Origin of the sequence: Frankia sp. Mgl5, assembly GCF_023242985.1 — a bacterium.
GTDB classification, from domain to species: domain Bacteria; phylum Actinomycetota; class Actinomycetes; order Frankiales; family Frankiaceae; genus Parafrankia; species Parafrankia soli.
The window spans coordinates 1-21,910 of sequence record NZ_JALKFY010000622.1 but is presented as its reverse complement, the minus strand read 5'-3'; the positions used below and the strand labels follow the sequence as shown (position 1 = coordinate 21,910).

The following is a 21,910-nucleotide window of genomic DNA, read 5'->3' as shown; positions in this document are numbered from 1 at the left end:
TTTTCCAAGTGCGAGGAAGCGGTGATGCACGTGGGCCGAGTGGCAGTCGTGACAGGTGGCGCATCGGGGATGGGGGCGTCCATCTGCGAGCACCTTGCTCGACGCGGGGACCGCGTGGCGGTGCTCGACGTGAACGGGGACGCGGCGCAGCAGATGGCCGAGAATCTGAGGGGACGTGGCGCGCAGGCCATGTCGTGTTCCGTGGACGTCTCCGACCGTGCGGCGGTCGAGGAGACGCTGGCCCAGGTACGCGGCGAGCTCGGGCCGGTCGAGATTCTGGTGACCTCGGCGGCGATCTCGCGGTGGGAGGCGTTCAGCGAAATTCCCCTTGACTCGTGGGAACGTGTCCTCGCGGTGAACCTCACCGGCACGTTCCACTGCCTGCAGGCGGCGATCCCCGACATGGTCGCGGCCGGCTGGGGCCGCATCGTCACGATCACGTCGTCGGCTGTCCAGATCATGACCTCCAACCATGCGCATTACGTCGCGTCGAAGGGCGGCGTGGTCGCGCTGACGAGAGCGGTTTCCTCCGAGTACGCGCAGCTGGGGATCACGGCGAACACCATCGCGCCTCACATCATCGATACTCCGATGCTCCGCCAGGCCCGCGCGGAGCTCGGTGATCCGACGGGCGACGGAGGCGCCAGCCGCATCCCCGTCGGCCGGCTGGGCACCGGCGACGACATCGCCGCTGCCTGCCTGTACCTGTGCTCTGAGGAGGCCAGCTACATCACGGGGCAGCTGTTCGGTGTCAATGGCGGTGCCGTCGCGTGACGTCGGGTCATCTGGGGCCGTCGGTCGCTTCCCGCGTAATTCGAGAAACGTGATTCGAAGACGTCCTCGGGCGCCGGATGCAGGACGACGACGAGCTCCGCGCCGCACTCGAGCAGTACGACCTGGCGCGGACGAAACCTGGCCATGTCATGCATTTCGGGTTGCGGTACCCGGGCTTCGAGGAGCTCGAGACGGTGATCCACCGCCTCGAGCACGAGCTTCCTGCCGAACTCGCCGGTCGCGTGACCGTCTACCCGCCCTTTTCGATCGAGCTTCGAGCGCTCGCCACCGAGGTCCTCCAGGTTTTCGTCTACACCGATGTCGTCGGTCTGGGTTTCTTCCCGTTCGGGCAGCTCATTGAACTCCAGGCGCAACGCCCACTGCGGGAGTAGTGGTCGCTGCTCTCCCTACCTACACCAAAATACGGCGCGAGGGGCCGTACGGCCGATCGCCAGCGAGGACGACGCGCTGCATTACCCGGGGGTGTCGTAGTCGGGCACGGCGTAGTGCTGGACGGCGCGGTTGTCCCAGATCGCCAGGTCGTTGGGGGTCCACCGGTATCGCATGGTGAAGTCGGGCGATTTCACGTGCTCGAACAGGAGTGCGAGCAGGTGGGCGCTTTCGGCGGGCTGCAGCTCCACGATGCGGGTGGTCCATGCCTCGTTGACGAACAGGGCTTTCCGTGCAGCGCCTGCCGTATGGCCCGCACCGTGTCCGGGCCGAGCGGCTCGCGGAGATCGACACCGCTGATGGTCGCTCCCACCACCGGCGTCACCGGTTGTACGTCCGGAGCGTCCTCGGGAAGTCGGGACGGAACGGGGCCAGGCGTGAGGAAGCGACCGGACGTCGTCCCAGGTGTATACAACTGCTGGGGCAATGTTGTATACAAGTCTCATGCCGAAGACCGGATGGGGCGACACCGAAGACGGGAGGACGAGCCCGTGCCGGATCAGCTCAGGTACGACCTGCTGGCGGGCGTGAAGGTGGTCGAGGTGGCGGCGTGGCTGTTCGCGCCGTCGTGTGGGGCGATCCTCGCTGACTGGGGCGCCGACGTCATCAAGATCGAGCCGACGCGGAACGGCGGTGATCCTTATCGGGGGTTCTTCCACACCGGCCCGGTGAACCCGACGATCGAGCTGGCCAACCGGGGCAAGCGCAGCGCGGCCGTCGATCTGTCGACGCCCGCTGGCCACGAGGTGCTGTTACGCCTGGTCGCGGACGCCGACGTGTTCATCACCAACCTGCTGCCCGATCCGCGGGGGCGGCTCGGCGTCGAGATCGCCGACATCCGGGCGGCCAATCCCTCGATCATCTACGTGCGGGCCAGCGGCTACGGGCCTCGTGGCCCGGATGCCGAGACCCCCGGCTTCGACGCCGCGGTCGCGTGGGCCCGCGTCGGCATCGCCCAGTTCCTCACCCCGCCGGACGCCCGCCAACCGACCCATCCGCCGGGCGGCATCGGCGACTGCGTCGGGGGGCTCGGCGGTGCCGGCGCCGTCGCCGCCGCCCTGTTCAAGCGGGCGAGCACGGGCGTCCCGTCGGAGGTCGACATCTCGCTGCTCGCCGGCGGCATGTGGATGAACGCCACCGTCCTGATGACGGAGGCCAACGCCGGGCCGGAGGGCCCGCTGATGCAACGGGCCGACCGTCGGACGGTCCGCAATCCGCTGTCGAACAGTTATCAGACGAAGGACGGCCGCTGGCTGTCGATGGTCGTCATCCAGCCAGACCCGCACTGGCGCGGCTTCTGTGACCATATCGGCCGGCCGGAGTTGGCCGACGACCCGCGCTTCGTGGACTTCAACGCCCGGATGACGCACAACGCCGAACTTATCGGCCTGCTTGACGAGGTGTTCGCGTCCCGCACCGTGAACGAGTGGCGCGAAGCGCTGGCCACGTTCACCGGGGTGTGGGACGTGCTTCAGACACCCGCCGAGGTCGTGCACGATCCGCAGGTGCTGGCCAACGGCTACCTCGTCCCGGGGGAGGATCCCGGGCCGCCGCTGTCGGTCGTGGCATCGCCGGCGCAGTTCGACGGGCAGCCGCTCACCGCGATGCGGCGGGCGCCCGAGCACGGTCAGCACACGGAGGAGGTCCTCCTGGCGTGTGGCTACTCGTGGGACGACATCACCGCTCTCAAGGAGCAGGGTGCCGTCATCTGAGAAGGGAACGCACATGGATTACAAGGTCATCTCGGCGGACAACCACATCATCGAGGCGCCGCACACGTTCACCACCTACCTGCCCAAGGAGTACCGGGACCGGGCGCCGCGCATCCTGCGCGGCGCGGACGGTGGTGACGGCTGGAGCTTCGACGGCAAGCCGCCGGGCAAGACGTTCGGGCTGAACGCCGTAGCCGGCCGCCCGTTCGAGGACTACAAGGCCAGCGGCCTGACCGTCGATGAGATCCTCCCGGGCAACTACGACGGCGCCGCCCACCTGAAGGACATGGACGCCGACGGTGTGGATGCCGCCACCATCTACCCGATGGCCTCTCTCACGTCGTACACGCTCGACGATCGACCCTTCGCCCTCGCCATCCTGCGGGCCTACAACGACTGGCTGCTCGACGAGTTCTGCGCCGTCAACCCGCGGCGGCTCATCGGTCTGCCGCTCCTGCCGGTCGACGACGGCATGGACGTCCTGCTCGCCGAACTCGAGCGGGTGGCTGCCAAGGGCGCCAAGGGCGCCTTCCTCCCCTACTGGAGCGAGCGCCCGTACTACGACAGCTACTACGAGCCGCTCTGGACGGCGGCCGAGCAGGCACCGGTGACGCTGTGCATCCACCGCACCATGGGGGGGAAGGAACCGGCGGGGCAGGCCACCCCGAGGCCGGAGGCCGCCGCGGGTGTCAACCTCGCCGGTATCGTCCAGCGGTTCTTCACCGGCGTCGCGCCGTTCTCCCAACTGACCTTCACCGGTGTGTTCGAACGGCACCCCGGCCTGAAGTTCGTCGACGCCGAGGTCAACTTCGGGTGGCTGCGGTTCTGGGCCCTGATGATGGACCAGGAGTTCGAGCGCCAGAAGCACTGGGCCAACCCGCCGCTGCACACCCCGCCCCACGAGTTCATCGGCAAGAACCTTTTCGTCAGTGTGCTCGACGACTTCGTCGGCTTCGAAGACGCCAGGCGCGACCCGCTCGTGGCGTCGGCCGCCATGTTCTCCATCGACTACCCGCACAGCGGGACGCTGTTCCCGAAGACCCAGCAGTACATCGCCGAGCTGACCCCAGGCCTCGACGACGACCGCAAGCACGCCATCCTCGCGGGGAACGCTGTGCGGGTGTTCAACCTCGCATGATCGACCCGAACCTCGACCACGTCGGCCTCGTGGTGCCGGAGCTCGAGCCGGCGATGGCGGCGCTGTCCGCCCAGCTCGGCCTGGAGTGGATGGGGATCTTCGAGCCCACGCTGGCGATGCGCGACGCCGAGCACGGCACCCGCGACGTCCAGCTCAGGATTGCCGTCACGGCGCAGTACCCGCGCCTGGAATTGATCCAGACGATTCCGGACTCACCGTGGGCGCTTGTCGAGAGCGGCATGCTCCTGCACCACCTCGCCTACTACACGGGCGACCTGGCGGCGGACAGCGGCCGGCTGGCCGGGCCGTGCCCGATCGAGATCCATGGTGTCGGCGCGGACGGGAAGACCCCGAAAAGGTTCACCTACCATCTGCGCAACGGGCTGCGGTTCGAACTCCTTGATCAACATTCCGGTAGGGCAGAATAAGGGCGGTGACACAGCCGACGCCGACCCAGGGTTCGCCCGCTCGCGGCAACGTGCAGGCACTCGTCGATACCATCCGTGGACGGATCATCCGCGGCCAGTTCGCGCCCGGCCAGCGTCTTAAGGAGGAGTGGCTCGCCGCCGAGTTCGGCGTGTCGCGGATCCCGATGCGGGAGGCGCTGCGGGCGCTGGCGTCCGAGGGATTCGTCCGGTCCGAACGCTATGGCGGCACCTTCGTCGCCACCCTGGACGCCGAGGCCGCCCATGACCTGCTCGATGTGCGGGCGGTCCTGGAGCCGCTGGCCGCGGCGCAGGCGGCGATGCGGTGCACCCCCGAGCACCTCGAGACGTTCCGCCGGCTCCTCGACGAGGGTGACCGGGCGTTCCGGGAGCGGCGGCCCGAGGACACCCGCACCGTGAAGGGGCAGCTCTACGAGCATCTGGCAGTGGCGTCCGGGAACAGCACGCTGATCGCACTGATGCGTGTCGTGCGCTTCAAGATTGAATGGGCCACCTCAATCGAGCTCATCGAGCAGATTCCGGAGGAGACGCGGAACCTCCGGGCGAAGCTCGTTCGCGAAATGGTCGATGCGATGGCTGACCGCGATCCCGCTCGGGCGGCGACGGCGGTGGCGGCCATCATCGACGCGACCTATGCCTCCCAAGGCTGGCGGCGTGTCGTCGACGTGCGGTTCGAAGCCGCCAGCAAGTCCCCATAGCTAATCGCGCGGAGGAGGTCACGAGCCTTGTCACGGTTCTTATGCATAGGCGCACGTGAAGATCGGAGCTCACCCGTTCCGGTCCCCGGCCCCGGCTGCGGACTCGCGGAGCGACGCGGAAGGTCGGCGCCGGCGTTCGGTGGCGCGGCGGTACCTGAGCCGGTGTCGTACCGATGAGATTCGTCGGCGAGCGGGTGGCGAGAGTCGAGGACCCGCGGTTGTTGACGGGCCGTGGAAAGTTCGTCGACGACGTGACGTTGCCGCGCATGCTCCATGTCGCTTTCGTGCGCAGCCCCATGGCCCACGCTCGGATCAACAGCATCGACACCTCGGCGGCGCGAGCGGTGCCCGGCGTCGTGGCGGTGTTCACCGGCGCCGACCTGGCAGCCGGCTGCAATCCCCTCACGGGATTGCGCAATGGACCGAAATGGCCGACGTTCCGTGCTTTGCCCACGGACAAGGCGAGGTTCGTCGGTGATCCGCTCGTGATGGTCGTGGCCGACAGCCGGTACATAGCCGAGGACGCGTGCGAGCTGGTCGACATCGACTACGAGCCGCTTCCGGCGGTGACCGGTTACGAGACCGCCCTCGACCCCGCATCACCGGCCATCTTCGACGAACTCGGCGACAACATCGTGGCGACGAGCCCGCCTGTCACCCTGGGTGACATCGATGCCGCCTTCGCCGAGGCCGACCAGGTGGTGCGGGCGACCTTGCGCCAACACCGTGTCGCCAACGTCCCCCTGGAAACGAGGGGCGGGATCGCCGACTACGACCCGGCCTCGGGGGAGCTGACCTTCATCGCATCGACCCAGACCCCGCACGGCCTGCGTCAGGCACTGGCCCAGGCTCTCGACCATCCCTTGGAACGGCTGCGGGTGCTTGCGGGTGACGTGGGTGGTGGCTTCGGCCTCAAGGGTGTGGTGGGGCGCGAGGACTTCTGCATCGCGCTGGCCAGTAAGCGGCTCGGCCGTCCGGTCAAATGGGTGGAGGACCGCAACGAGCACCTTCTCGCGTCCGGCCACGCCCGAGAAGAGAAGATCGACGCGGAACTCGCGCTGAAGGCCGACGGCACGCTGCTCGGGTTGAAGGTGAAGCTCGTCCTGGATGGCGGCGCCTACCCGGCGGTGCCGTTCAGCTGCACGATCTACCCTGAGATGATCTGTACGTCGCTGCCCGGCCCTTACCACATCAAAGCCTACGAATACGAAAGCGCCGTCGTCGCCAGCAACAAGGCTACGTACGTCGCCTACCGGGGCCCGTGGGAGATGGAGGTGTGGACGCGGGAACGGCTGCTTGACATCGCGGCCCACGAGCTGGGGCTCGACCCCGCCGACATCCGGCGCCGGAACCTGGTGGCCGGCGAGCCCGGCGACCAGATCATCACAGGCCGCGGCCTCGAGGGCATCACCTCGCGCCGCTCCCTCGAGCAGGCCCTGGACCTCGTCGATTACGACGGGTTCCGCAAGGAGCAGGTAGCCGCCCGTGCCGCGGGCCGCTACCTCGGCATCGGGTTCGCCATCTTCATGGAAGCAGCGCCCGGGCCGCCGGAGCTGCGCGGCAAAGGTGCGCCCTTCGGCGGCGAACAGGCGAAGGCGGCGCTCCAGGCCGACGGTCATCTCCTCGTGACCACCGGTCAGGCCCCGCACGGCCAGGGCCACGAGACGACGCTCGCCCAGGTCGCGGCCGACCAGATGGGTATCCCGCTGGACCACGTGCGGGTGGTCCACGGCGACACGCGTCAGACCCCGTTCAACCTCATCGGTACCGGCGGCAGCCGGGCCGGCACGTGGGCGACGGGTGCCGTGATCGTGACGACCAGGCGGCTGAAGGAAAAGGTGCTGGACATCGCGGCCCACCGGCTGCAGATCGATCCTGGCGACCTCGACATCGTCGACGGGATGGTGACCCCGAAGGGGGCGCCGGACAAGGCGATCCCGCTGGCCGACGTGGCGAAGCTGGCGATGATGGCGCCCATGTTCCTCCCGCCGGGCACCGACGTGTCCCTGACGGCGCAGGAGCGCTTCGACGGGTCCGCTGTCACCAGCAGCGGCTGGTCGGGCGGCGCGCATGTCTGCACCGTCGAGGTGGACCTCGCCACGGGGCAGGTCCGGATACTTCGTTACGTCGTCGTCGAGGACTGCGGACGGGTGGTCAATCCGGCGATCGTCGAGGGCCAGATCTGTGGCGGTATCGCGCAGGGCATCGGCGAGGTGCTGTACGAGAACGCCGCCTACGACGCGGACGGCAACTTCCTCGCCGCCACGTTCATGGACTACCTGCTCCCGACCGCCGCCGAGATCCCGCACATCGAGATCGAACACATCGATTCCGCAGGCCTCGGCGACTTCGACTTCCACGGTGTCGGCGAAGGTGGGGCGCTGGCAGCCCCGGCGACGCTGACCAACGCCGTGGCGGACGCTCTGCTGCCCTTCGGAGCTCGGGTGGTCGACCAGTACCTTCCCCCGGCGAAGATCCTCGAGCTGGCGGGCGTGATCTCTGCCTGACACTCGTCCACCAGTTGCCCGAAACAGTCCGCAGTCACAGCGGAAGGTGGCCTTCGTGAGCCTCCACACCACGTCCCCGGCACTGTCCTACCGGTGCGCGCCCTGGACGCACGCGCAGGGCGTCGACCCGGTCGGGTCCGCGCTGACCTGCGACACGCTCGTGCTCATCGAGGTGTCACCGCCCTGGCCCAGGGACGTCGGCGAGATACCGGCCTTCGCCGACCTCCAGCGGCGTAACCTTCGCCGAACCAGGGTGCTGGCGGTCAGACCCCCTGCGGACGACCTCAACGACCCGATCGGGAAGGCCGGCGTCCCGCTGGGCTCCGCGGTCGCCAGCGATCAGCCGGGACCGAGCGTCGGGCGCGGCGTGCGGGTGACGATCTGGCGCCGGGTGGACTCGGGCCGTTTCGTGGGTACGGACCACCTCGTGCCCGCCGAAGGCATCGCCGACGAGGTCGCCCGGCTGCTCGAGGCGCCGCAGGCGGACCCGGCGAGCCGGATCGCACCCGCCGAGGTGCTGCTGTGTGGGCACGGCGCGCGGGACCGCTGCTGCGCGCGGCTGGGGACTCGCCTGGCGCTGGACGTGGCCACGGCCTGGCCGGGTGTGCGTGTCCGCCGGTGCAGCCACACCGGCGGACACCGCTTCGCGCCGACCGGGTTCACACTGCCGGACGGGCGGGCCTGGGGGTTCCTCGACGCCGAGACCCTCGACGCGGTCGTGCGCCGGTCCGGGCCGCCGCCGCTGCGGGGCCACTACCGCGGTGACACCGCGCTGGACACCTGGGGCCAGGTGGCCGAACGGGAGCTGTTCGAGCGGTTCGGCTGGGCCTGGCTGGACTACCAGCTCACCTCCGCACGCACCGAGATCGCCGCCGGGGGACGGTCGGCCACCGTGGAGCTGGCCTGGGGCGGACCGACCGGACCCGCGGCAGCGACCGCGAGGATCGACGTCATCCGCGACGTTCCCGTCCTCGTCTGCGGCGAGCCTCCCGAACGGGCCGAGAAGACAGCACCGGAACTGGCACTACGCTCCATCGACCTCACCGGCACAGGCTGATCATGCCTTGGTCCAGGACAGCCGCAGCGGATTGTGGGCCGGGGGCTTCTGCTGTCCTGCCGGCCGGGACCGCCGGTCACCGGGAGCGGGAACGTGTTCCTACTGTGATCCGACGCCGTCCTCGTGGGCCATCCAGTGGACGAAGCGGTGCAGCGGGTACATCGCGTCGTGCGGATTGCCGATGGTGCTCGGCCCCGCCTCGCCCAGCCGGACGATGCGCTGCGCGCCGCCGCTGGCGAGCCGGTCGCGGTAGTCGGCCATCCGGTCGAAGGGATAGAAGCCGACGGTCTGGGTCGCCACGTTGACGTACCTCATCGCCTCGTCGAGTGAGTCGACCCGGACCACGTTCGCGGTCTTGTTGATCGGGTGGAAGTCGACGGGTTCGTCCGAACGGATCACCAGCCCGTGGCCGTCGGTCTTCCCCCAGACGCCGAACTCGTCGTCGAGCATCGTCAGCACGTCGATCTGCTCGCGCAGCTCGGCGTCGAGAGGGCGGGCGTCACCCGAGGCGGCGGCCTTCTCGACGATGCGCGCGTGCAGCCGCTCGCTGAAGCGGTCCGCGTCGGCCTGGTCCGCCTCGACGAAGACGAACCGGCTGGCGACGCAGGCCTCCTGGTTGAGGATCATGACGTCGCCGGCGGCGAGCTCGGCGGCGGTGTCGAGCGCCTGCGCGGAGGCGAAGGCCTCCCGGCCGACCATCGAGATCGAGGTCTTGGGGTCGAACGAGACGAGCTGAAAGCCCGGCCCGAGATACTTGATCACGTTGTTGATCGCGTCGCCGCCACCCCAGGCCACGATCTTGTCGAAGTACTGCGGGCGGTAGAGGACCTGCTCCACCGTGTCGTCGCCGCCGCGCCAGTAGACCGCCGACATCGACCGCACGATGGGGTGACCGGGGTCGATGTCCGCCATCGTGCGCAGGACCGCCACCGTGGTGAAGGGGTCGCTGGAGGACATCTTGAACAGGTTGACGGCCTTCACCAGCGCGCCCTGGGCGATGGACTTCACCGCGACGCCCGGCGAGTTGCCCGGCAGCACGTGGATCAGCCGGGGCGCGAAGGCACGGATGTAGCTCTTGCGGCCGGTGAAGTCCTGCTTGGGGACCCATTCGTCCAGGGCCCTGGGGTCGGGGAAGTTCTGCTCCACCACCGTCTCGAGCAGGCGCTTGTCAAGATAGGCGGCGGCGCCCTTGACCTGCCCCTCCAGCACCGCGCGGGGCAGCACGTGGGTGCCGGCCATGCGATCGATGCAGTCCTGCACGAAGGTGTTCCGGGGATCGCGGATCCGCTCGCCCGTCTCGACGAGGAAATCGATGATCTCCTTGAGCGGGACGTTCAGCAGCGGCGGCACCTCGGTGCGCGGGTGGACCGCCTTGTCCATGGCGATCCGCGGCGTGGCGAAGGTGACGCCCAGGTCGCGCGAACGGTGCGTGACGTCCCGGCCCTCGGAGAGCTCGCCGCGCAGGAAGAACGGCGCGGCGACGACTGGGTTGGCGGAGCCCGCGGGGTCGGCGGACTGGGGCCGAATGTCGGTGACGCTCATGAAAGGCCTCGCACATACGCGTCGACGGTGCCGGCACAGCCGATCTTGTCATCGCCGCCCTTGAGGTCGGCGTAACGGGTGATGTTGTTCCGCACCGAGGGCCCCTTCTGGCCGCACGCGCAGGGGCTCAGGTCGAGCGAGATCTTGTCGCCGGTGATGATCCCGCCCCAGCGTCCGTCGAGCGAGAGGTCGAAGAAGGCGGCCCGGCCCTCGACCTCGCCGCTCTCGTGCGGCAGCAGCGTCTCGCCCGCCTCGTCGAGGATGAACGGAACGATCCACGGCGGCACGTGGTAGCGGTTGCCCTTCTGGCACTTGGGCATGCCGGAGTTGAGTTCCTGCATCGAGTAGTTCTGGAAATCCCGGCTGGCCGGGATGTTGAACGTCTCGTGGACGAACTCCTGGTAGTCCGGCGGCAGCTGCGCGCGCTTGAGCCCGCCGCCGACGTAGAGGCAGTTGTCGGGGTGGAAGTCCTTCGCCGAGTAGCCCAGGTCGCGCACGATCTTCGCCGCCTGGTACAGCGAGTTCCACATGCCGGCAATGTAGAGCTTCTCGTCGCGGTATCGGATGAGCGCCTCGGCGCCGGTGATCATCGCCTTGTCGAGGGCTTCCTGCCGCTCCCTGGAGGTCCGCTCGAAGTCGGCCAGCTCGCCGGGCAGCGCGGTGCCGTCGGCGATCTTCTTGCGGAGCACGACCATCCTGGTCAGCGACCCGACCGTGATCGGCGGGAGCGGCAGGCTGAAACGCTCCCTGGCGGGATCGCTGAACGCCGCCTGCTGCGCCTCCGCGATGACCATGTTCTTCGGCACGGCGGCGGTCGCCCCCACACCGATCATCCGTCGGTCCCGCGCCGGCTTCACTCCCGAGCCCCAGGAGAACACGTTGACCGTGTCGACGCGCGACCAGGTCATGTCCCGCTCCGACGCGAGCAGCATCGCCGACTTGCCCGTCGTGCCGCTGGAGCAGGAGACGTAGTGGCCCCTGGCCTGCAGACGTCCGATCCAGTCGTCGATGTCGGCGATGTCGGAGGTCTCGATCGGGCTGATCGGGTAGGGCGAGACGGTGCCCAGCCACTTGCCGAGCCGGTCCCACCTCTCCTCGATCAGGAAGCTCTCCGGATAGCTCTTGTAGACGCTGTGCGGGAAGAGCAGCCCGACCATGTCCTCGCGGCTGCGGATCTCGGTGGTGCCGGCCTCGCGGGCCCGGTGCGCGAGCAGCCGGATGCGCTCCCTGCGCTCCTGGAACCGCTCGTTCAGAGCGGCTAACTGCGTCTCGCGCAGCTCGGCGGGGGAGTGATCGAACCGATCCTCGGCATCGACCAGCCGGGTCAGTGTCTCGATGGCTGAGCTCACAGGGCATCCTTACTGTTCGTGTTGGTGGCCGGGTCCGACTAACGGCACCTGATGCGTATCATTAATCGAATCCGGCGGCGGTGCAAGAGGGAAGTCGAGCGAGGCGACATGCAGAACGGAGTCGCACCCACCCGGCGCGGGGCGGGGCGCCCCACCCGCGAGCAGGCCGAAGCACGCCACGAGGAGCTGCTCGACACCGCGCTCGACCTGTTCCTGGAGCGCGGCTTCGAGCTGGCGACGATCGAGATGATCGCCGGCCGGGTCAACATGACCAAGCGAACGGTCTACGCCCGCTACCCCGACAAGGCCGCGCTGTTCCGCGCGGCGGTCCAGCGCGCCATCGAACGCCAGATCGTGCCCCAGGCCGTGCTCGAGGGCCTGGACAACGGCGACTTGGCCGAGACGCTCGAGGCGATCGCCCGACTACGGATCACTCAGGTAGCGACACCCAACGGCCTGCGCCTGCAACGGATCATCAACACCGAGAGCTACCGCTTCCCCGAGATCTTCACCACCAGCTTCGAGCAGAGCGGCCGACCGGTGATCGAGTTCGTCGCCGGCGTGCTCGAACGTGCGGTCGCCGACGGCACGATCGCGCCCACCAACCCCAGGCTCGCCGCCTCCGTCTTCATGAGCATGCTGGTCAGCGGCCCGGTGAGGACGATCGTGAGTGGCCACATGCCGACGCAGAACGAACTGGACGAGAGGATCCAGTTCTCCGTTCGCCTGCTGCTCGACGGCCTCCGGCCACGCTGAGGACGACGAGGCGGTGGAGGTCTTCCATGACTCCACCGCCTTCTCCGGGGTGAAGTCCTAACGCTGGTAGCCGGTCCGCAGGTCGTCGACGATCCGTGGGCGGTCGAGCGTGGAGGGCTCGAGGGTGCGCGGAGGCCGGTCCAGCGGGAAGACCCCGGCGGCGGTGAGCACGGCCTGGTCGAGAAACCGGGCCGGGGTGGCCCGCTCGGAAAGCACGAGCGGCGGAGGCGTACCCCCGGTGGTCGCCAGCACGAAGCCCCAGTCCCCGAAGCTCGGGACGTCGACGTGGTACGGCGTGGTGGCCAGGCCCGCGGCCCTGACCGTGCTCACCGTGCGCCAGTAGGCACTCGGCGTCGCGTACGGGCTGCCGGCCTGCACGGTGAGCAGGCCTCCGGGCGCGAGGACCGCCCGCACCAGGCCGTAGAACTCCTGCGAGTAGAGCCGGCCGAGCGTCGGCGTGTCCGGATCGGGCATGTCCACGACCACGGCGTCGAACGGCTCCGGCGGCGGGTCGCGTAGCCAGCGGAAGGCGTCGGCCACCACCACCCGCACCCGCGGGTCGTCGAGCGCGGCACGGTTGAGCCGGGCGAAGGTCGTCCGGGCGAGTTCGATCATCCGCGGGTCCAGCTCCACCTGCACCACCTGCCGGACCGTGGGGTGGCGCAGCAGCTCGCGCGCGGCCAACCCGTCGCCGCCGCCGAGGACCAGGACACGGACGGGATCACGGGCGAGTGCGGGGGCGACGAGCGCCTCGGTGTACCGGTGTTCGTCGGCGCTGGAGAACTGCAGGTCGCCGTCCAGGTAGAGGCGCATGTCGCCGCCTCGGCGGGTCACGACGATCTCCTGGTATGCGGACCGGGTGGCGACCACGATCGGGTCCGCGTACAGCCGCTGGCGGGCGTCGGTCTCGATGTCACGTGCGCGGAGCAGCAGCGTGCCGAGCAGGGTGGCGGCGGCCAGGAGCGCGCCGAGCGCGGTGACGAGGGCACGCCTGGTCAGCCACCGCCGCAGCAGCAACGTGGCGACCACGGTCGCGGCTGTCAGGTTGACCAGTCCCGTCAGCGCGGCTCCGCGGATCATGCCGGCCGTGGGGAGCAGGACGAACGGCCAGACCAGCCCGCCGACGAGGGCACCGGCGTAGTCGGCTGCGTTGAGGTCGGCGAGCAGCCGGCCGCTGGCCCGGGCGTCCACGTCGGTCCGGCCGGTCTGCAGGAGCGTGACAAGCAGCGGCAGCTCGGCGCCTACCAGCGTGCCGAGCAGCGCGGTGCCGAGGACGAGCACCGGTCCGCTCGTCGCGTAGAAGCTGAAGGTGACGTAGAGAGTGACGGCGCTGAGCCCGCCGAGGATTCCGAGCAGGGTCTCGACGGCGACGAAGGCGGCGGCCGCGTGCCCGAGGAAGGGCTTGACCAGCAGCGCCCCGGCGCCGAGGGCGGCGACGAATCCGGCGACGATCAGTGAGGTCTGGGTGATGCCGCCGCCGGCGAGGCTGGTCGACAGGGTGAGCAGGACCAGCTCGTACACCAGGCCGCAGGCGGCGCAGACCGCGACCGCGGCGAGCAGGAGCGGGCGGGTACGGGCGGGCAGCGGGCTGTCCGCCGATGTGGCCCTGGGGGTGTCCGTCGCCACGGCTGATGGTGTCAGGAAGCTGATGGCGTCAGGACAGCGCGGCCGCGTTGACCGCGCCGATCGCGAGCAGGCTGGTGGCGACCGCCCACGCCGCCGGGCTGAGTGTCGGCTCGTCGACGATCGCGCGCAGGTGCCCGGGCACGACGGCGTCGAGCACGCGGAGCGCGAGCGCCTGCAGCGCGACCCCGACGAGGCCGTAGACCGCCGAGTCGACAAGGCCCTGAGCCAGCGAGTCCGAGCTGGTCAGGATGGCCGTGACGACGATGACCGTCAGCGACAGGTGGTTGCCCGCGAGCAGGACGGCGGCGTTCGGCCGGTGGTCGACGTAGACCTGCCGGCGCAGGTTGCCGGGCGTGAGCAGGTCGAGGACCAGAAAACCCAGCGCGAGGACACCGACGCCGACCAGGAAGTAGAGCAGGGTGGCGGCGATGCCCTCGCCGAGGTCGCCGGCGTCCAGGCTGCCGAAGGTCACGAGGCTCTCCCGGTGGTGTGCGGGGGGACGGGGGGACGGTGCTGCGCGGCCGGGCCCCGGCGGCCCCGGCCCGGATCACTTCCCATCGCCGGGACCACCGTCCTTCCCGGCCGGCGAGCCGGGGGTGAACCCGCTGCCGAGGCGCGCGTACTGGCCACGGCTGAACCCGTCGTCGAGATCCTCTACCCGCACGGTGCTGCCAGCCCCGGCGGCCGCCGCGCTGACGATCACGATGTCGTCCGCGAAGCGGAGGTACTGGCTGCCTCCGTCGCTGGCCCGGGCGGCCGGCGCGACCCCGGCTGCGATGGCCGCGGCGGTCCGGTCGACCGGCTCGGTTGAAAGGTAGCTCTCGGTGTCGCCCCGGGTGTCGGTGCGACGGTAGCTGTCGGTGAGCCAGCCCCGGACGTTGCTGTCGCCACCGCAGGCCGGTAGCACCGCGACGGCGAGGGCGAGCGGGACAGCCAACGCGACGCGGGCGCTGCGGGCGGCGCGGGTAACGCGGGTAACGCGGGCGGCGCGGGCGGTGGTCATCGCGGCTCCCAGCGGCTGTGGGTGGTCACGATCTCGTGCGTGCGGGAGCCCGGGTAGAGGTGCCAGGTGCGCCACTGCCAGCCGCGCGGCATCCGCGCGCCGGTCAGGGCGGTCACCGCCCGCTCGTCGCCGGGGAAGGCGGCGCACAACCAGTCGGATCTCCCGGCCGCCCGGGTCCGCAGACTCGCCGCGAGCGCGTCGAGTTCGCGGCGATCTACGGTGCGCACCTGCGCCCTCAGGGCGTAGCCGTCCTGCTCCGCCCGCGACGGCAGCGGGCAGCCACCGGCCGCAACGGCGTCACAGGAAACCTCCTCGGTCAGCCGACGTGTGCCCGAGGAGGCGCTCACCGCGTGCGAGGCGCCCAGGACGGCCAGGGTCAGCATGCCGTGCGGCGCGTGCAGGTCGACGCTGGCCAGCGACGCGGGGCTCGGCGCGCCGAGCAGCAGGCCGAGGGAGGCGGCGCGGACGTCGCGGGGCACGACCGCCAGCTCGAGGGCGGTCACCGGACCGGGACCACGTCGCGGCGGACCGGCGCACATGCGACCTCGGGCACCTGGATCCTCTCCGGCGGGGAACGGTCGGCGAGAACATACCGGACTTAAGAGTCGGAGGATCCCATTTGGTGTGGCGTCGCTGGTCGGAGGCGGTGCGGGATCCCCCGCAACTCGCCCGGACTCGCCGCGTAGAACGTGAAATCCCAACCAGGTTCGGCCGGTCCGCCGGATTCCCGGCTGATGGTCCGGACTGGCAGACTTGCCGGTGATGGATCGTGGGGGCGGCGAGTGTGATGGCGCGTGGGTGCGCCGGATCGGGCTCGGTGACGCCGAGGTTCTGCGGGCGGTGCGGCTGGCGGCCCTGACCGACGCGCCGGGGGCGTTCTGGCGTACCTATGCCGACGAAGCGGCCCGGCCGGGAGCGGACTGGGTGGAGCGAGCCCGGGTGGGCGCGTCCGGAGACGCGGACGTGACGTTCCTGGCCGAGCGGGATGGCGCGGTGGTCGGTTCGGTGTCGGCGCACACCCCGTCGGCGGCGCGGGACCTGCGGGAGCTGGCGGCGATGTGGGTGGCGCCGGTGGCTCGAGGCTCGGGCGCGGCGGACGCTTTGCTGCTGGCGGTGCTGGACTGGGCCCGGGCGGCTGGCGCGGCCGGGGTTCGGCTGTGGGTGGTGCCGTCGAACGGGCCGGCCCGGCGGGTGTATGAGCGGCACGGGTTCACGGTGGTCGGTGACCTGGAGCCGGTCACGGATGATCCGTCGGTGAAGGTGTATGTGCCGATGGTGCTGACGTTGGACGCGGCTGCCGCCGCGGATGCGGGTTACCGGGCGCGCGCCGCCTCACCCTGGTCGGCGCCGACATCGGGTGAGGACTGAGCGGGCGGCGGGAAACATCACGCCGGACAAGGACGTCGAAGGCGAGTGGGGACGTCAGCTACTCCGGCTGGAGTACGGCGGGCAGCGTGTACTGCGCCATACGTAGCCGGTGTTGCCTGCGGGGGGAGGACGACGGACAGGGCTTTTTCGGACACGCTTGTGCGGGGAAGTCAGATCTGCGGGCACGGTCGTCGACCAGACACAGAATGACCACCGGCTCCGGCTCGTATGAAGGGACCTGTAGAGACTGTGCGCGAATTCGAGGCGATGGACTTCTTCCGCGACGAGACCCTCGTCGCGGACCCGTACCCTTACCTCGACGCCCTGCGGCGGAAATGCCCCGTACAGCGGGAACGCCACCACGACGTGGTGATGGTGACCGGCTACGAGGAGGCGGTGGAGGTCTTCCACGACTCCGAGGCGTTCTCGTCCTGCATCTCGGTGACGGGTCCGTTCCCCGGCTTCCCGGTCCCGCTCGACGGTGACGACGTCTCCGCGCTGATCGAGCGGCATCGCCATGAGCTGCCGATGAACGACCAGCTCCCGACGATGGACCCGCCCACCCACACCGATCATCGCGCGCTGCTGATGCGGCTGATCACCCCTAAGCGCCTCAAGGAGAACGAGGCGCTGATGTGGGACCTTGCCGACCGCATGCTCGACCCGTTCCTCACTCCTGGTGAGGGAGAGTTCGTCGGCGGATTCGCCGGACCGTTCACACTGCTCGTCATCGCGGACCTTCTGGGCGTCCCCGAGGAGGACCAGGACGAGTTTCTCGACAAACTGCAGCGCCAGCCGGCACAGACCGGCGGCGTCGGCGGCACCGGAGCGGAGACCCTGGCCCACAGCCCGCTGGAGTTTCTCTACGGGAAGTTCACCGGCTACATCGAGGACCGTCGCCGCAACCCCCGCGCCGACGTGCTGACCGGTCTGGCCGGCGCGACATTCCCGGACGGATCGACACCCGAGGTTATCGACGTGGTGCGGGTGGCCGCGAACCTCTTCTCCGCCGGTCAGGAAACCACGGTGCGCCTGCTCAGCTCGGCGCTGAAGATCCTGGCGGAGCGGCCCGACCTCCAGCGGCAGCTTCGTGCCGAGCGGGAGCGCATCCCGGCCTTCATCGAGGAGACCCTGCGCTGGGAGAGCCCGGTCAAGGGCGACTTCCGGCTCTCCCGGGTGCCGGTCACCGTGGGTGGGGTGCAGTTGCCCGCCGGTACCACGGTGATGGTGGTCAACGGGGCGGCCAACCGCGACCCACGTCGCTTCGAGAACCCGGAGACGTTCGATGTCGCCCGTTCCAACGCCCGCCAGCATCTGGCTTTCGGGCGTGGGATCCACAGCTGCCCCGGCGCGCCGTTGGCGCGGGCCGAGGCACGGGCGAGTCTTGAACGGCTGTTGGACCGCACCACCGACATCCGCGTCAACGAGCGGGTGCACGGCCCGGCCGGCAACCGCCGCTACGAGTACATGCCCACCTTCATCCTGCGTGGGCTGACCGCCCTGCACCTGGAGTTCGACCTCGCGCCAGCACCGCCACGTGACTGCCCGCCCGCCGGCTCACCTACCGGATGGATCAAGGGCTGACGCTGCCTTCTGGCATGGTGTCGCACCCGGAGGGGCGCACGGTTCCCGCGGCCGAGACGTTCGTCCCCGGTGAACCCCTGTTGCCGCACGAGCCGACCGCCATCGGCCCGTACGTCCTGTTGAGCCGGCTGGGCGTGGGTGGGATGGGCGCCGTCTACTACGCGCGCGACCAGCGGGGGCGGCCGGTCGCGGTCAAGGTGATCAGGCCGGATCGGGCCAGGGACCAGGAGTTCCGCCGCCGTTTCCGACGGGAGGTCGAGGCGGCTCGCAGCGTCGCCTCGTTCTGCACCGCCGAGGTTCTCGACGCCGACCCGGACGCGTTCGCGCCGTACCTGGTGACGGAGTACATCGACGGCCTCCGGCTGGATCAGGCCGTCACCGAGAGGGGTCCGCTCGACTCGTCCACCCTTACCGGGCTGGCGGTCGGGGTCGCGACGGCGTTGACCGCGATCCACCACGCCGGGCTCGTGCATCGGGATCTCAAGCCCGGCAACGTGATCCTGTCGCTGTCCGGTCCACGGGTCATCGACTTCGGTATCGCCCTGGCCCTGGACAGCACCGGCGGTAGGCCGACCGACTGGGGGTTCGGCTCGGCCGGGTGGATGGCACCCGAGCAGATCAACGGCCAGCCGATCAGCGCGGCGGCTGACGTGTTCGCCTGGGGCGTCCTCGTCATGTACGCGGGTACCGGACGGCATCCCTTCGGGGACGGCCACGATGTCGGTCTCGCCCACCGGATCACCACGGCCGAACCGGACCTGACCGGCCTTCCCCCGCAGGTGGAGGATCTCGTCCGCGATGCTCTGGCGAAAGAGCCGGCCAGCCGGCCTGATGCCCGGGGCCTGCTGCTGCGCCTGGTTGAGCGCCGGCCGGGGGAGCGGTCCGCCGATCCGGCTGTCCGACTGCTCGGGCTCACCGCGGAGCTCGCGCACTCCCCGGACGGGTCCGCACCTGCGCGGCGGTGGGGCTGGAGCCGTGGCCGCGCTCTGCTGACCGCCAGCCTGGTGCTGGTACTGGCGGGTCTCATCGTGATCGGGTCGGTGGCGGCGAACCGTGATGACGGGACGTCGGCGCAACCGGTCGCGCCCACGGCCGGGCCGGGGGCCTCCGCGGCCAGGTCCGTGGAATCCTCGGCCACGCCGGTCTCCGGCCCCAGTACCCCACCGAGTCCCGGCGGCTTCCGGGACGGGCCGCTGCTGTTCGCCGTGGACGGTGTCGAATGTGGAGTCGAGCAGCTCGGCCTCGGGTTCCTGGCCCGCCATCCGGACGGTCAGTTCTGCCTGGTCACCATGACGGTTCGTAACACCGGTACGTCCTCCCACGCTCTGGAGAACGCCTACCAGTACGCGTACGACAGCACCGGCGCCCGGCGCACCGCCGACTACCTGTCGCGTCTCTACCTGCCCGGCGAGACGATCTGGAATCCCGCCGGGCCGGGTGCCTCCATCCACGGCACGCTGGTTTTCGATATCCCGCGGGGCGCCGCGCTGCAGCGGCTGGAGCTCCATGACAGCCCGACCGGCAGCGGCGTTCTCATTCCGTTGTAGCCGGAACTCGCGCCCGTCCCGAACAGCACTTCTGTCGTCTTTTTTTGATGTTGTGCGGCGCTGTCGACGTGCCTCGTGTAACCGGGGTTCGGCCATTCTAAAGGACAGGAGCCGTTCATGACAGTAACCGCGGTGCCGTCCCGGACGGAACCAGGAAGGTCCAGCTTCACCGCGCGGAATGCGCTGATCCTGATAGTGCTGATGTGGGCCGCGCAGCTTCTGGGGCTGGTCGGCCTGCTTTCCGGCAATGTTCAGGCGGAGATCGCCGTACACTTTCGCACCGCCAGGATCTCGTGGTTCACGCTGATCACGGGCCTGGTCGGCACCTTCGCCACGCCCTTCGCGATCAAGGCCGCGGCGATGTACGGCAAGAAGCGGGTCATGGTGGTCATCACCGTCCTCGGGCTGGTGGGAGACCTGATCGCCGCCCTTGCGACGAACTACTCCATGCTGCTGATCGGACGCGGCGTCGCCGGGTGCTATGGCCCGATCGGGGCACTGGCCTACTCGATGGTCCGTGACGTCCTCCCGCGCCGGCTCATCGGTCCCGCCAGCGGCCTGCTGGGCGGCGGCGTCGGGCTGGTCGCGCTGGGGGGCCCGTTCCTGTCCGCGTGGCTCGTGGACGGTTCCGGTTTCCGTGGCGCGCTGTGGTTCATGGCCGCGGCCAGCGCGCTCAGCCTCGCGGCGCTCGTGGTCCTCGTGCCCGAGAGTCCCGTGCGCGAGGAACGCACCCGCATCGACTGGCTGGGCGGGCTCCTGCTCGGCGGTGGCCTGACCGCGGTCGTCTACGGGATCGGTGAAGGCGCCGGCTGGGGCTGGACCAGTGCTCGCACTCTTTTCTTCATCGGAGGCGGTCTGGCCGCCGTGGTGGGCTTCGTCTTCACCGAAAGCCGGGTCCCGAACCCGATGATCCCACTGCCCCTGCTGAGGCGGCGGCCGGTCTGGACCATGCTGCTGACGACGTCCCTGGTCGGAGGCGCGGCGTACGCCGTCGGCACGGTGATGTTCCTGCTCGCCCTCATGCCGACCATTCCGGGCGTCTCCGACGGCCTGGGATTCTCCGCAACCAGGAATGCGCTGATCGGCGCACCCAGCAGCGTACTGATCCTCACGGGTGCGGTCGCGGCCGGAACGCTGGCCCGTAGATTCGATGCCTGGTTCCTCCTGGCCGCCGGCGGCCTGCTCGTCGCCGGTGGATATGGACTGATCTCCGTGTACCACCACACTGTGCCGCAGCTGATGCTCCTCGGTGCCGTGACCGCGGTGGGCATGGGCCTCGTGGTGGCCACAATTCCCATCCTGGTCATCCAGGCGGTGCACCCGGCCGAACAGGCACTGGCCAACGGTGCCCAGTCAATGGCGCAGGGGGTCACCCAGACCGTCCTCAGTCAGCTGGCGTTCATCATCCTCGCCCGGGACAGCCAGGTCGTCCACGGAATCCGGTTCTACCGGGACGCCGGGTACTCCAACGGTCTTCTGCTCACCGCCGGTGTCGCCGCGACCGGGACAGCACTGGCCCTGATACTGCCGAAACGCCATGCGGCCCGGGAGCTCTGAAGGTCTGAGGGCCTGGGGGACGACTGCTTCGACCGCGGGGTGACACGAGACCGGTCGGCGTCGGGCCCTGGCCGGCACTGCGGGCCGGCGGTGACTACTACCGGCCCGCAGTGCCGCGGACTGGAGGATCCGGGCGCGGCTCCACAGGAACTGATGTGGAGACGGCGGACACCGGACGTGTGGTCGGACGGGACATTCTGGGGTCGAGGCGACGCAGCAGGACCGACGTCAGCGCGAGCGCCGCGCCGGCAAGTCCGACGCCCAGCACGATGTCGAGCAGCCAGGCATCCGCGCTGTGCTCCCAGAGCCTGTCCGCGGGGTCGGTGCGCAGCATCCCGTTGCCGAGCTTGGAGACCTCGTTGAGGTCGTCGGTGGAGGCCAGCGCCGCGAAGCCCCACCGGGCGGGGGCGATCCAGGCGACCTGCTCCATCACCAGACGGCCGGACAGCGACACCAGGCCGCCGGAGAGCACGAGCTGGGCCATGGTGACCAGAACCAGGATGGGCATGATCTTGTCGACGTTGTCGGCGAGAGTCGAGACCAACAGACCGATCATCATGGATGCCAGCGCCGCGACGATGACGGCGACGAGGCACTCGATCAGCGGTGAGCCCAGCAGGGACGCATCGGGCGGCGTGCGGCCGGCGAGACCGATCAGGGTGAAGATCGCGCACTGGAGGGTGGTGATGCCGGTGAGGACGATGATCTTCGAGCCGAGATAGGCCGTCCGGGACAGGCCGATCGTTCGTTCCCGCCGGTAGATGTCGCGTTCCTTGACGATCTCGCGGACCGAGTT

General features: G+C 69.7%; 21 protein-coding genes. 13 read left to right on the top strand and 8 right to left on the bottom strand.

What is annotated here, in order from left to right:
* Positions 1 to 24 precede the first annotated feature (24 nt).
* Positions 25 to 774 carry an SDR family NAD(P)-dependent oxidoreductase gene (locus MXD62_RS17300; protein ID WP_285224103.1) on the top strand — a complete coding sequence of 250 codons (750 nt, stop codon included), beginning with the start codon at positions 25 to 27 and terminating at the stop codon, positions 772 to 774.
* A gap of 77 nt (positions 775 to 851) precedes the next feature.
* Positions 852 to 1,166 (top strand): hypothetical protein, encoded by a 315-nt coding sequence (locus MXD62_RS17295; protein WP_248830477.1) that lies wholly within the window; start codon positions 852 to 854, stop codon positions 1,164 to 1,166.
* Between the two features lie 81 nt (positions 1,167 to 1,247).
* Here the strand turns inward: MXD62_RS17295 and MXD62_RS17290 are convergent, their stop codons facing one another.
* The gene (locus MXD62_RS17290; RefSeq protein WP_248830475.1) at positions 1,248 to 1,415 is read right to left on the bottom strand and encodes a TauD/TfdA family dioxygenase; all 168 of its coding nucleotides are present in this window, start codon (positions 1,413 to 1,415) and stop codon (positions 1,248 to 1,250) included.
* 300 nt (positions 1,416 to 1,715) lie between these two features.
* Here MXD62_RS17290 and MXD62_RS17285 point away from each other — a divergent pair, with 300 nt between their 5' ends.
* The 6 genes from MXD62_RS17285 (at position 1,716) to MXD62_RS17260 (ending at position 8,782) form a co-directional block, all read left to right on the top strand.
* Positions 1,716 to 2,936, top strand: a complete 1,221-nt coding sequence (locus MXD62_RS17285; protein ID WP_112106681.1) for a CaiB/BaiF CoA-transferase family protein — start codon at positions 1,716 to 1,718, stop codon at positions 2,934 to 2,936.
* A 13-nt stretch (positions 2,937 to 2,949) separates the two neighbouring features.
* The gene (locus MXD62_RS17280) at positions 2,950 to 4,074 is read left to right on the top strand and encodes an amidohydrolase family protein (protein WP_248830473.1); all 1,125 of its coding nucleotides are present in this window, start codon (positions 2,950 to 2,952) and stop codon (positions 4,072 to 4,074) included.
* On the top strand, positions 4,071 to 4,502 hold the full coding sequence (locus tag MXD62_RS17275) for a VOC family protein (RefSeq protein ID WP_248830471.1): 432 nt from the start codon (positions 4,071 to 4,073) through the stop codon (positions 4,500 to 4,502). The genes MXD62_RS17280 and MXD62_RS17275 overlap by 4 nt, the downstream gene beginning before the upstream one ends.
* A gap of 5 nt (positions 4,503 to 4,507) precedes the next feature.
* Positions 4,508 to 5,218, top strand: a complete 711-nt coding sequence (locus MXD62_RS38810) for a GntR family transcriptional regulator (protein ID WP_112106684.1) — start codon at positions 4,508 to 4,510, stop codon at positions 5,216 to 5,218.
* Positions 5,219 to 5,391: 173 nt separating this feature from the next.
* A complete protein-coding gene (locus MXD62_RS17265; RefSeq protein WP_248830470.1) occupies positions 5,392 to 7,725 on the top strand; it encodes a xanthine dehydrogenase family protein molybdopterin-binding subunit in 2,334 nt (777 codons plus the stop codon).
* A gap of 55 nt (positions 7,726 to 7,780) precedes the next feature.
* Positions 7,781 to 8,782, top strand: coding sequence for a sucrase ferredoxin (locus tag MXD62_RS17260; protein ID WP_248830468.1), 1,002 nt, complete (start codon positions 7,781 to 7,783; stop codon positions 8,780 to 8,782).
* 99 nt (positions 8,783 to 8,881) lie between these two features.
* On the opposite strand, the gene MXD62_RS17255 is transcribed toward MXD62_RS17260, so the two are convergent.
* Both MXD62_RS17255 and MXD62_RS17250 read right to left on the bottom strand, forming a co-directional pair.
* On the bottom strand, positions 8,882 to 10,324 hold the full coding sequence (locus tag MXD62_RS17255) for an acyl-CoA reductase (protein WP_248830466.1): 1,443 nt from the start codon (positions 10,322 to 10,324) through the stop codon (positions 8,882 to 8,884).
* Positions 10,321 to 11,673 carry a hypothetical protein gene (locus MXD62_RS17250; protein ID WP_248830463.1) on the bottom strand — a complete coding sequence of 451 codons (1,353 nt, stop codon included), beginning with the start codon at positions 11,671 to 11,673 and terminating at the stop codon, positions 10,321 to 10,323. Before MXD62_RS17250 ends, MXD62_RS17255 begins: the two co-directional genes overlap by 4 nt.
* 108 nt (positions 11,674 to 11,781) lie before the next feature.
* Here MXD62_RS17250 and MXD62_RS17245 point away from each other — a divergent pair, with 108 nt between their 5' ends.
* Positions 11,782 to 12,429 carry a TetR/AcrR family transcriptional regulator gene (locus MXD62_RS17245; protein WP_248830455.1) on the top strand — a complete coding sequence of 216 codons (648 nt, stop codon included), beginning with the start codon at positions 11,782 to 11,784 and terminating at the stop codon, positions 12,427 to 12,429.
* A gap of 57 nt (positions 12,430 to 12,486) precedes the next feature.
* Here the strand turns inward: MXD62_RS17245 and MXD62_RS17240 are convergent, their stop codons facing one another.
* The 4 genes from MXD62_RS17240 to MXD62_RS17225 form a co-directional block, all read right to left on the bottom strand.
* Entirely contained in the window at positions 12,487 to 14,055 is a 1,569-nt protein-coding gene (locus MXD62_RS17240; protein WP_248830453.1) for a polyamine aminopropyltransferase, read from the bottom strand.
* Between the two features lie 28 nt (positions 14,056 to 14,083).
* Positions 14,084 to 14,527, bottom strand: a complete 444-nt coding sequence (locus MXD62_RS17235) for a DUF350 domain-containing protein (protein ID WP_248830438.1) — start codon at positions 14,525 to 14,527, stop codon at positions 14,084 to 14,086.
* 75 nt (positions 14,528 to 14,602) lie between these two features.
* Positions 14,603 to 15,058 (bottom strand): DUF4247 domain-containing protein, encoded by a 456-nt coding sequence (locus MXD62_RS17230; protein WP_248830431.1) that lies wholly within the window; start codon positions 15,056 to 15,058, stop codon positions 14,603 to 14,605.
* A complete protein-coding gene (locus tag MXD62_RS17225) occupies positions 15,055 to 15,561 on the bottom strand; it encodes a DUF2617 family protein (RefSeq protein WP_248830429.1) in 507 nt (168 codons plus the stop codon). Before MXD62_RS17225 ends, MXD62_RS17230 begins: the two co-directional genes overlap by 4 nt.
* 295 nt (positions 15,562 to 15,856) lie before the next feature.
* On the opposite strand from MXD62_RS17225, the gene MXD62_RS17220 reads away from it, so the two are divergent.
* From MXD62_RS17220 to MXD62_RS17205, 4 genes are all read left to right on the top strand, one after another.
* Positions 15,857 to 16,426 (top strand): GNAT family N-acetyltransferase, encoded by a 570-nt coding sequence (locus MXD62_RS17220; RefSeq protein ID WP_308301273.1) that lies wholly within the window; start codon positions 15,857 to 15,859, stop codon positions 16,424 to 16,426.
* Positions 16,427 to 16,675: 249 nt separating this feature from the next.
* Positions 16,676 to 18,010 (top strand): cytochrome P450, encoded by a 1,335-nt coding sequence (locus tag MXD62_RS17215; protein WP_248830427.1) that lies wholly within the window; start codon positions 16,676 to 16,678, stop codon positions 18,008 to 18,010.
* 14 nt (positions 18,011 to 18,024) lie between these two features.
* Positions 18,025 to 19,557, top strand: coding sequence for a serine/threonine-protein kinase (locus tag MXD62_RS17210; protein ID WP_248830418.1), 1,533 nt, complete (start codon positions 18,025 to 18,027; stop codon positions 19,555 to 19,557).
* A 117-nt stretch (positions 19,558 to 19,674) separates the two neighbouring features.
* A complete protein-coding gene (locus MXD62_RS17205) occupies positions 19,675 to 21,114 on the top strand; it encodes an MFS transporter (RefSeq protein ID WP_248830409.1) in 1,440 nt (479 codons plus the stop codon).
* Between the two features lie 97 nt (positions 21,115 to 21,211).
* On the opposite strand, the gene MXD62_RS17200 is transcribed toward MXD62_RS17205, so the two are convergent.
* Positions 21,212 to 21,910 (bottom strand): ABC transporter permease (locus MXD62_RS17200; protein ID WP_248830407.1); only part of this gene is annotated, 699 nt, incomplete at its 5' end.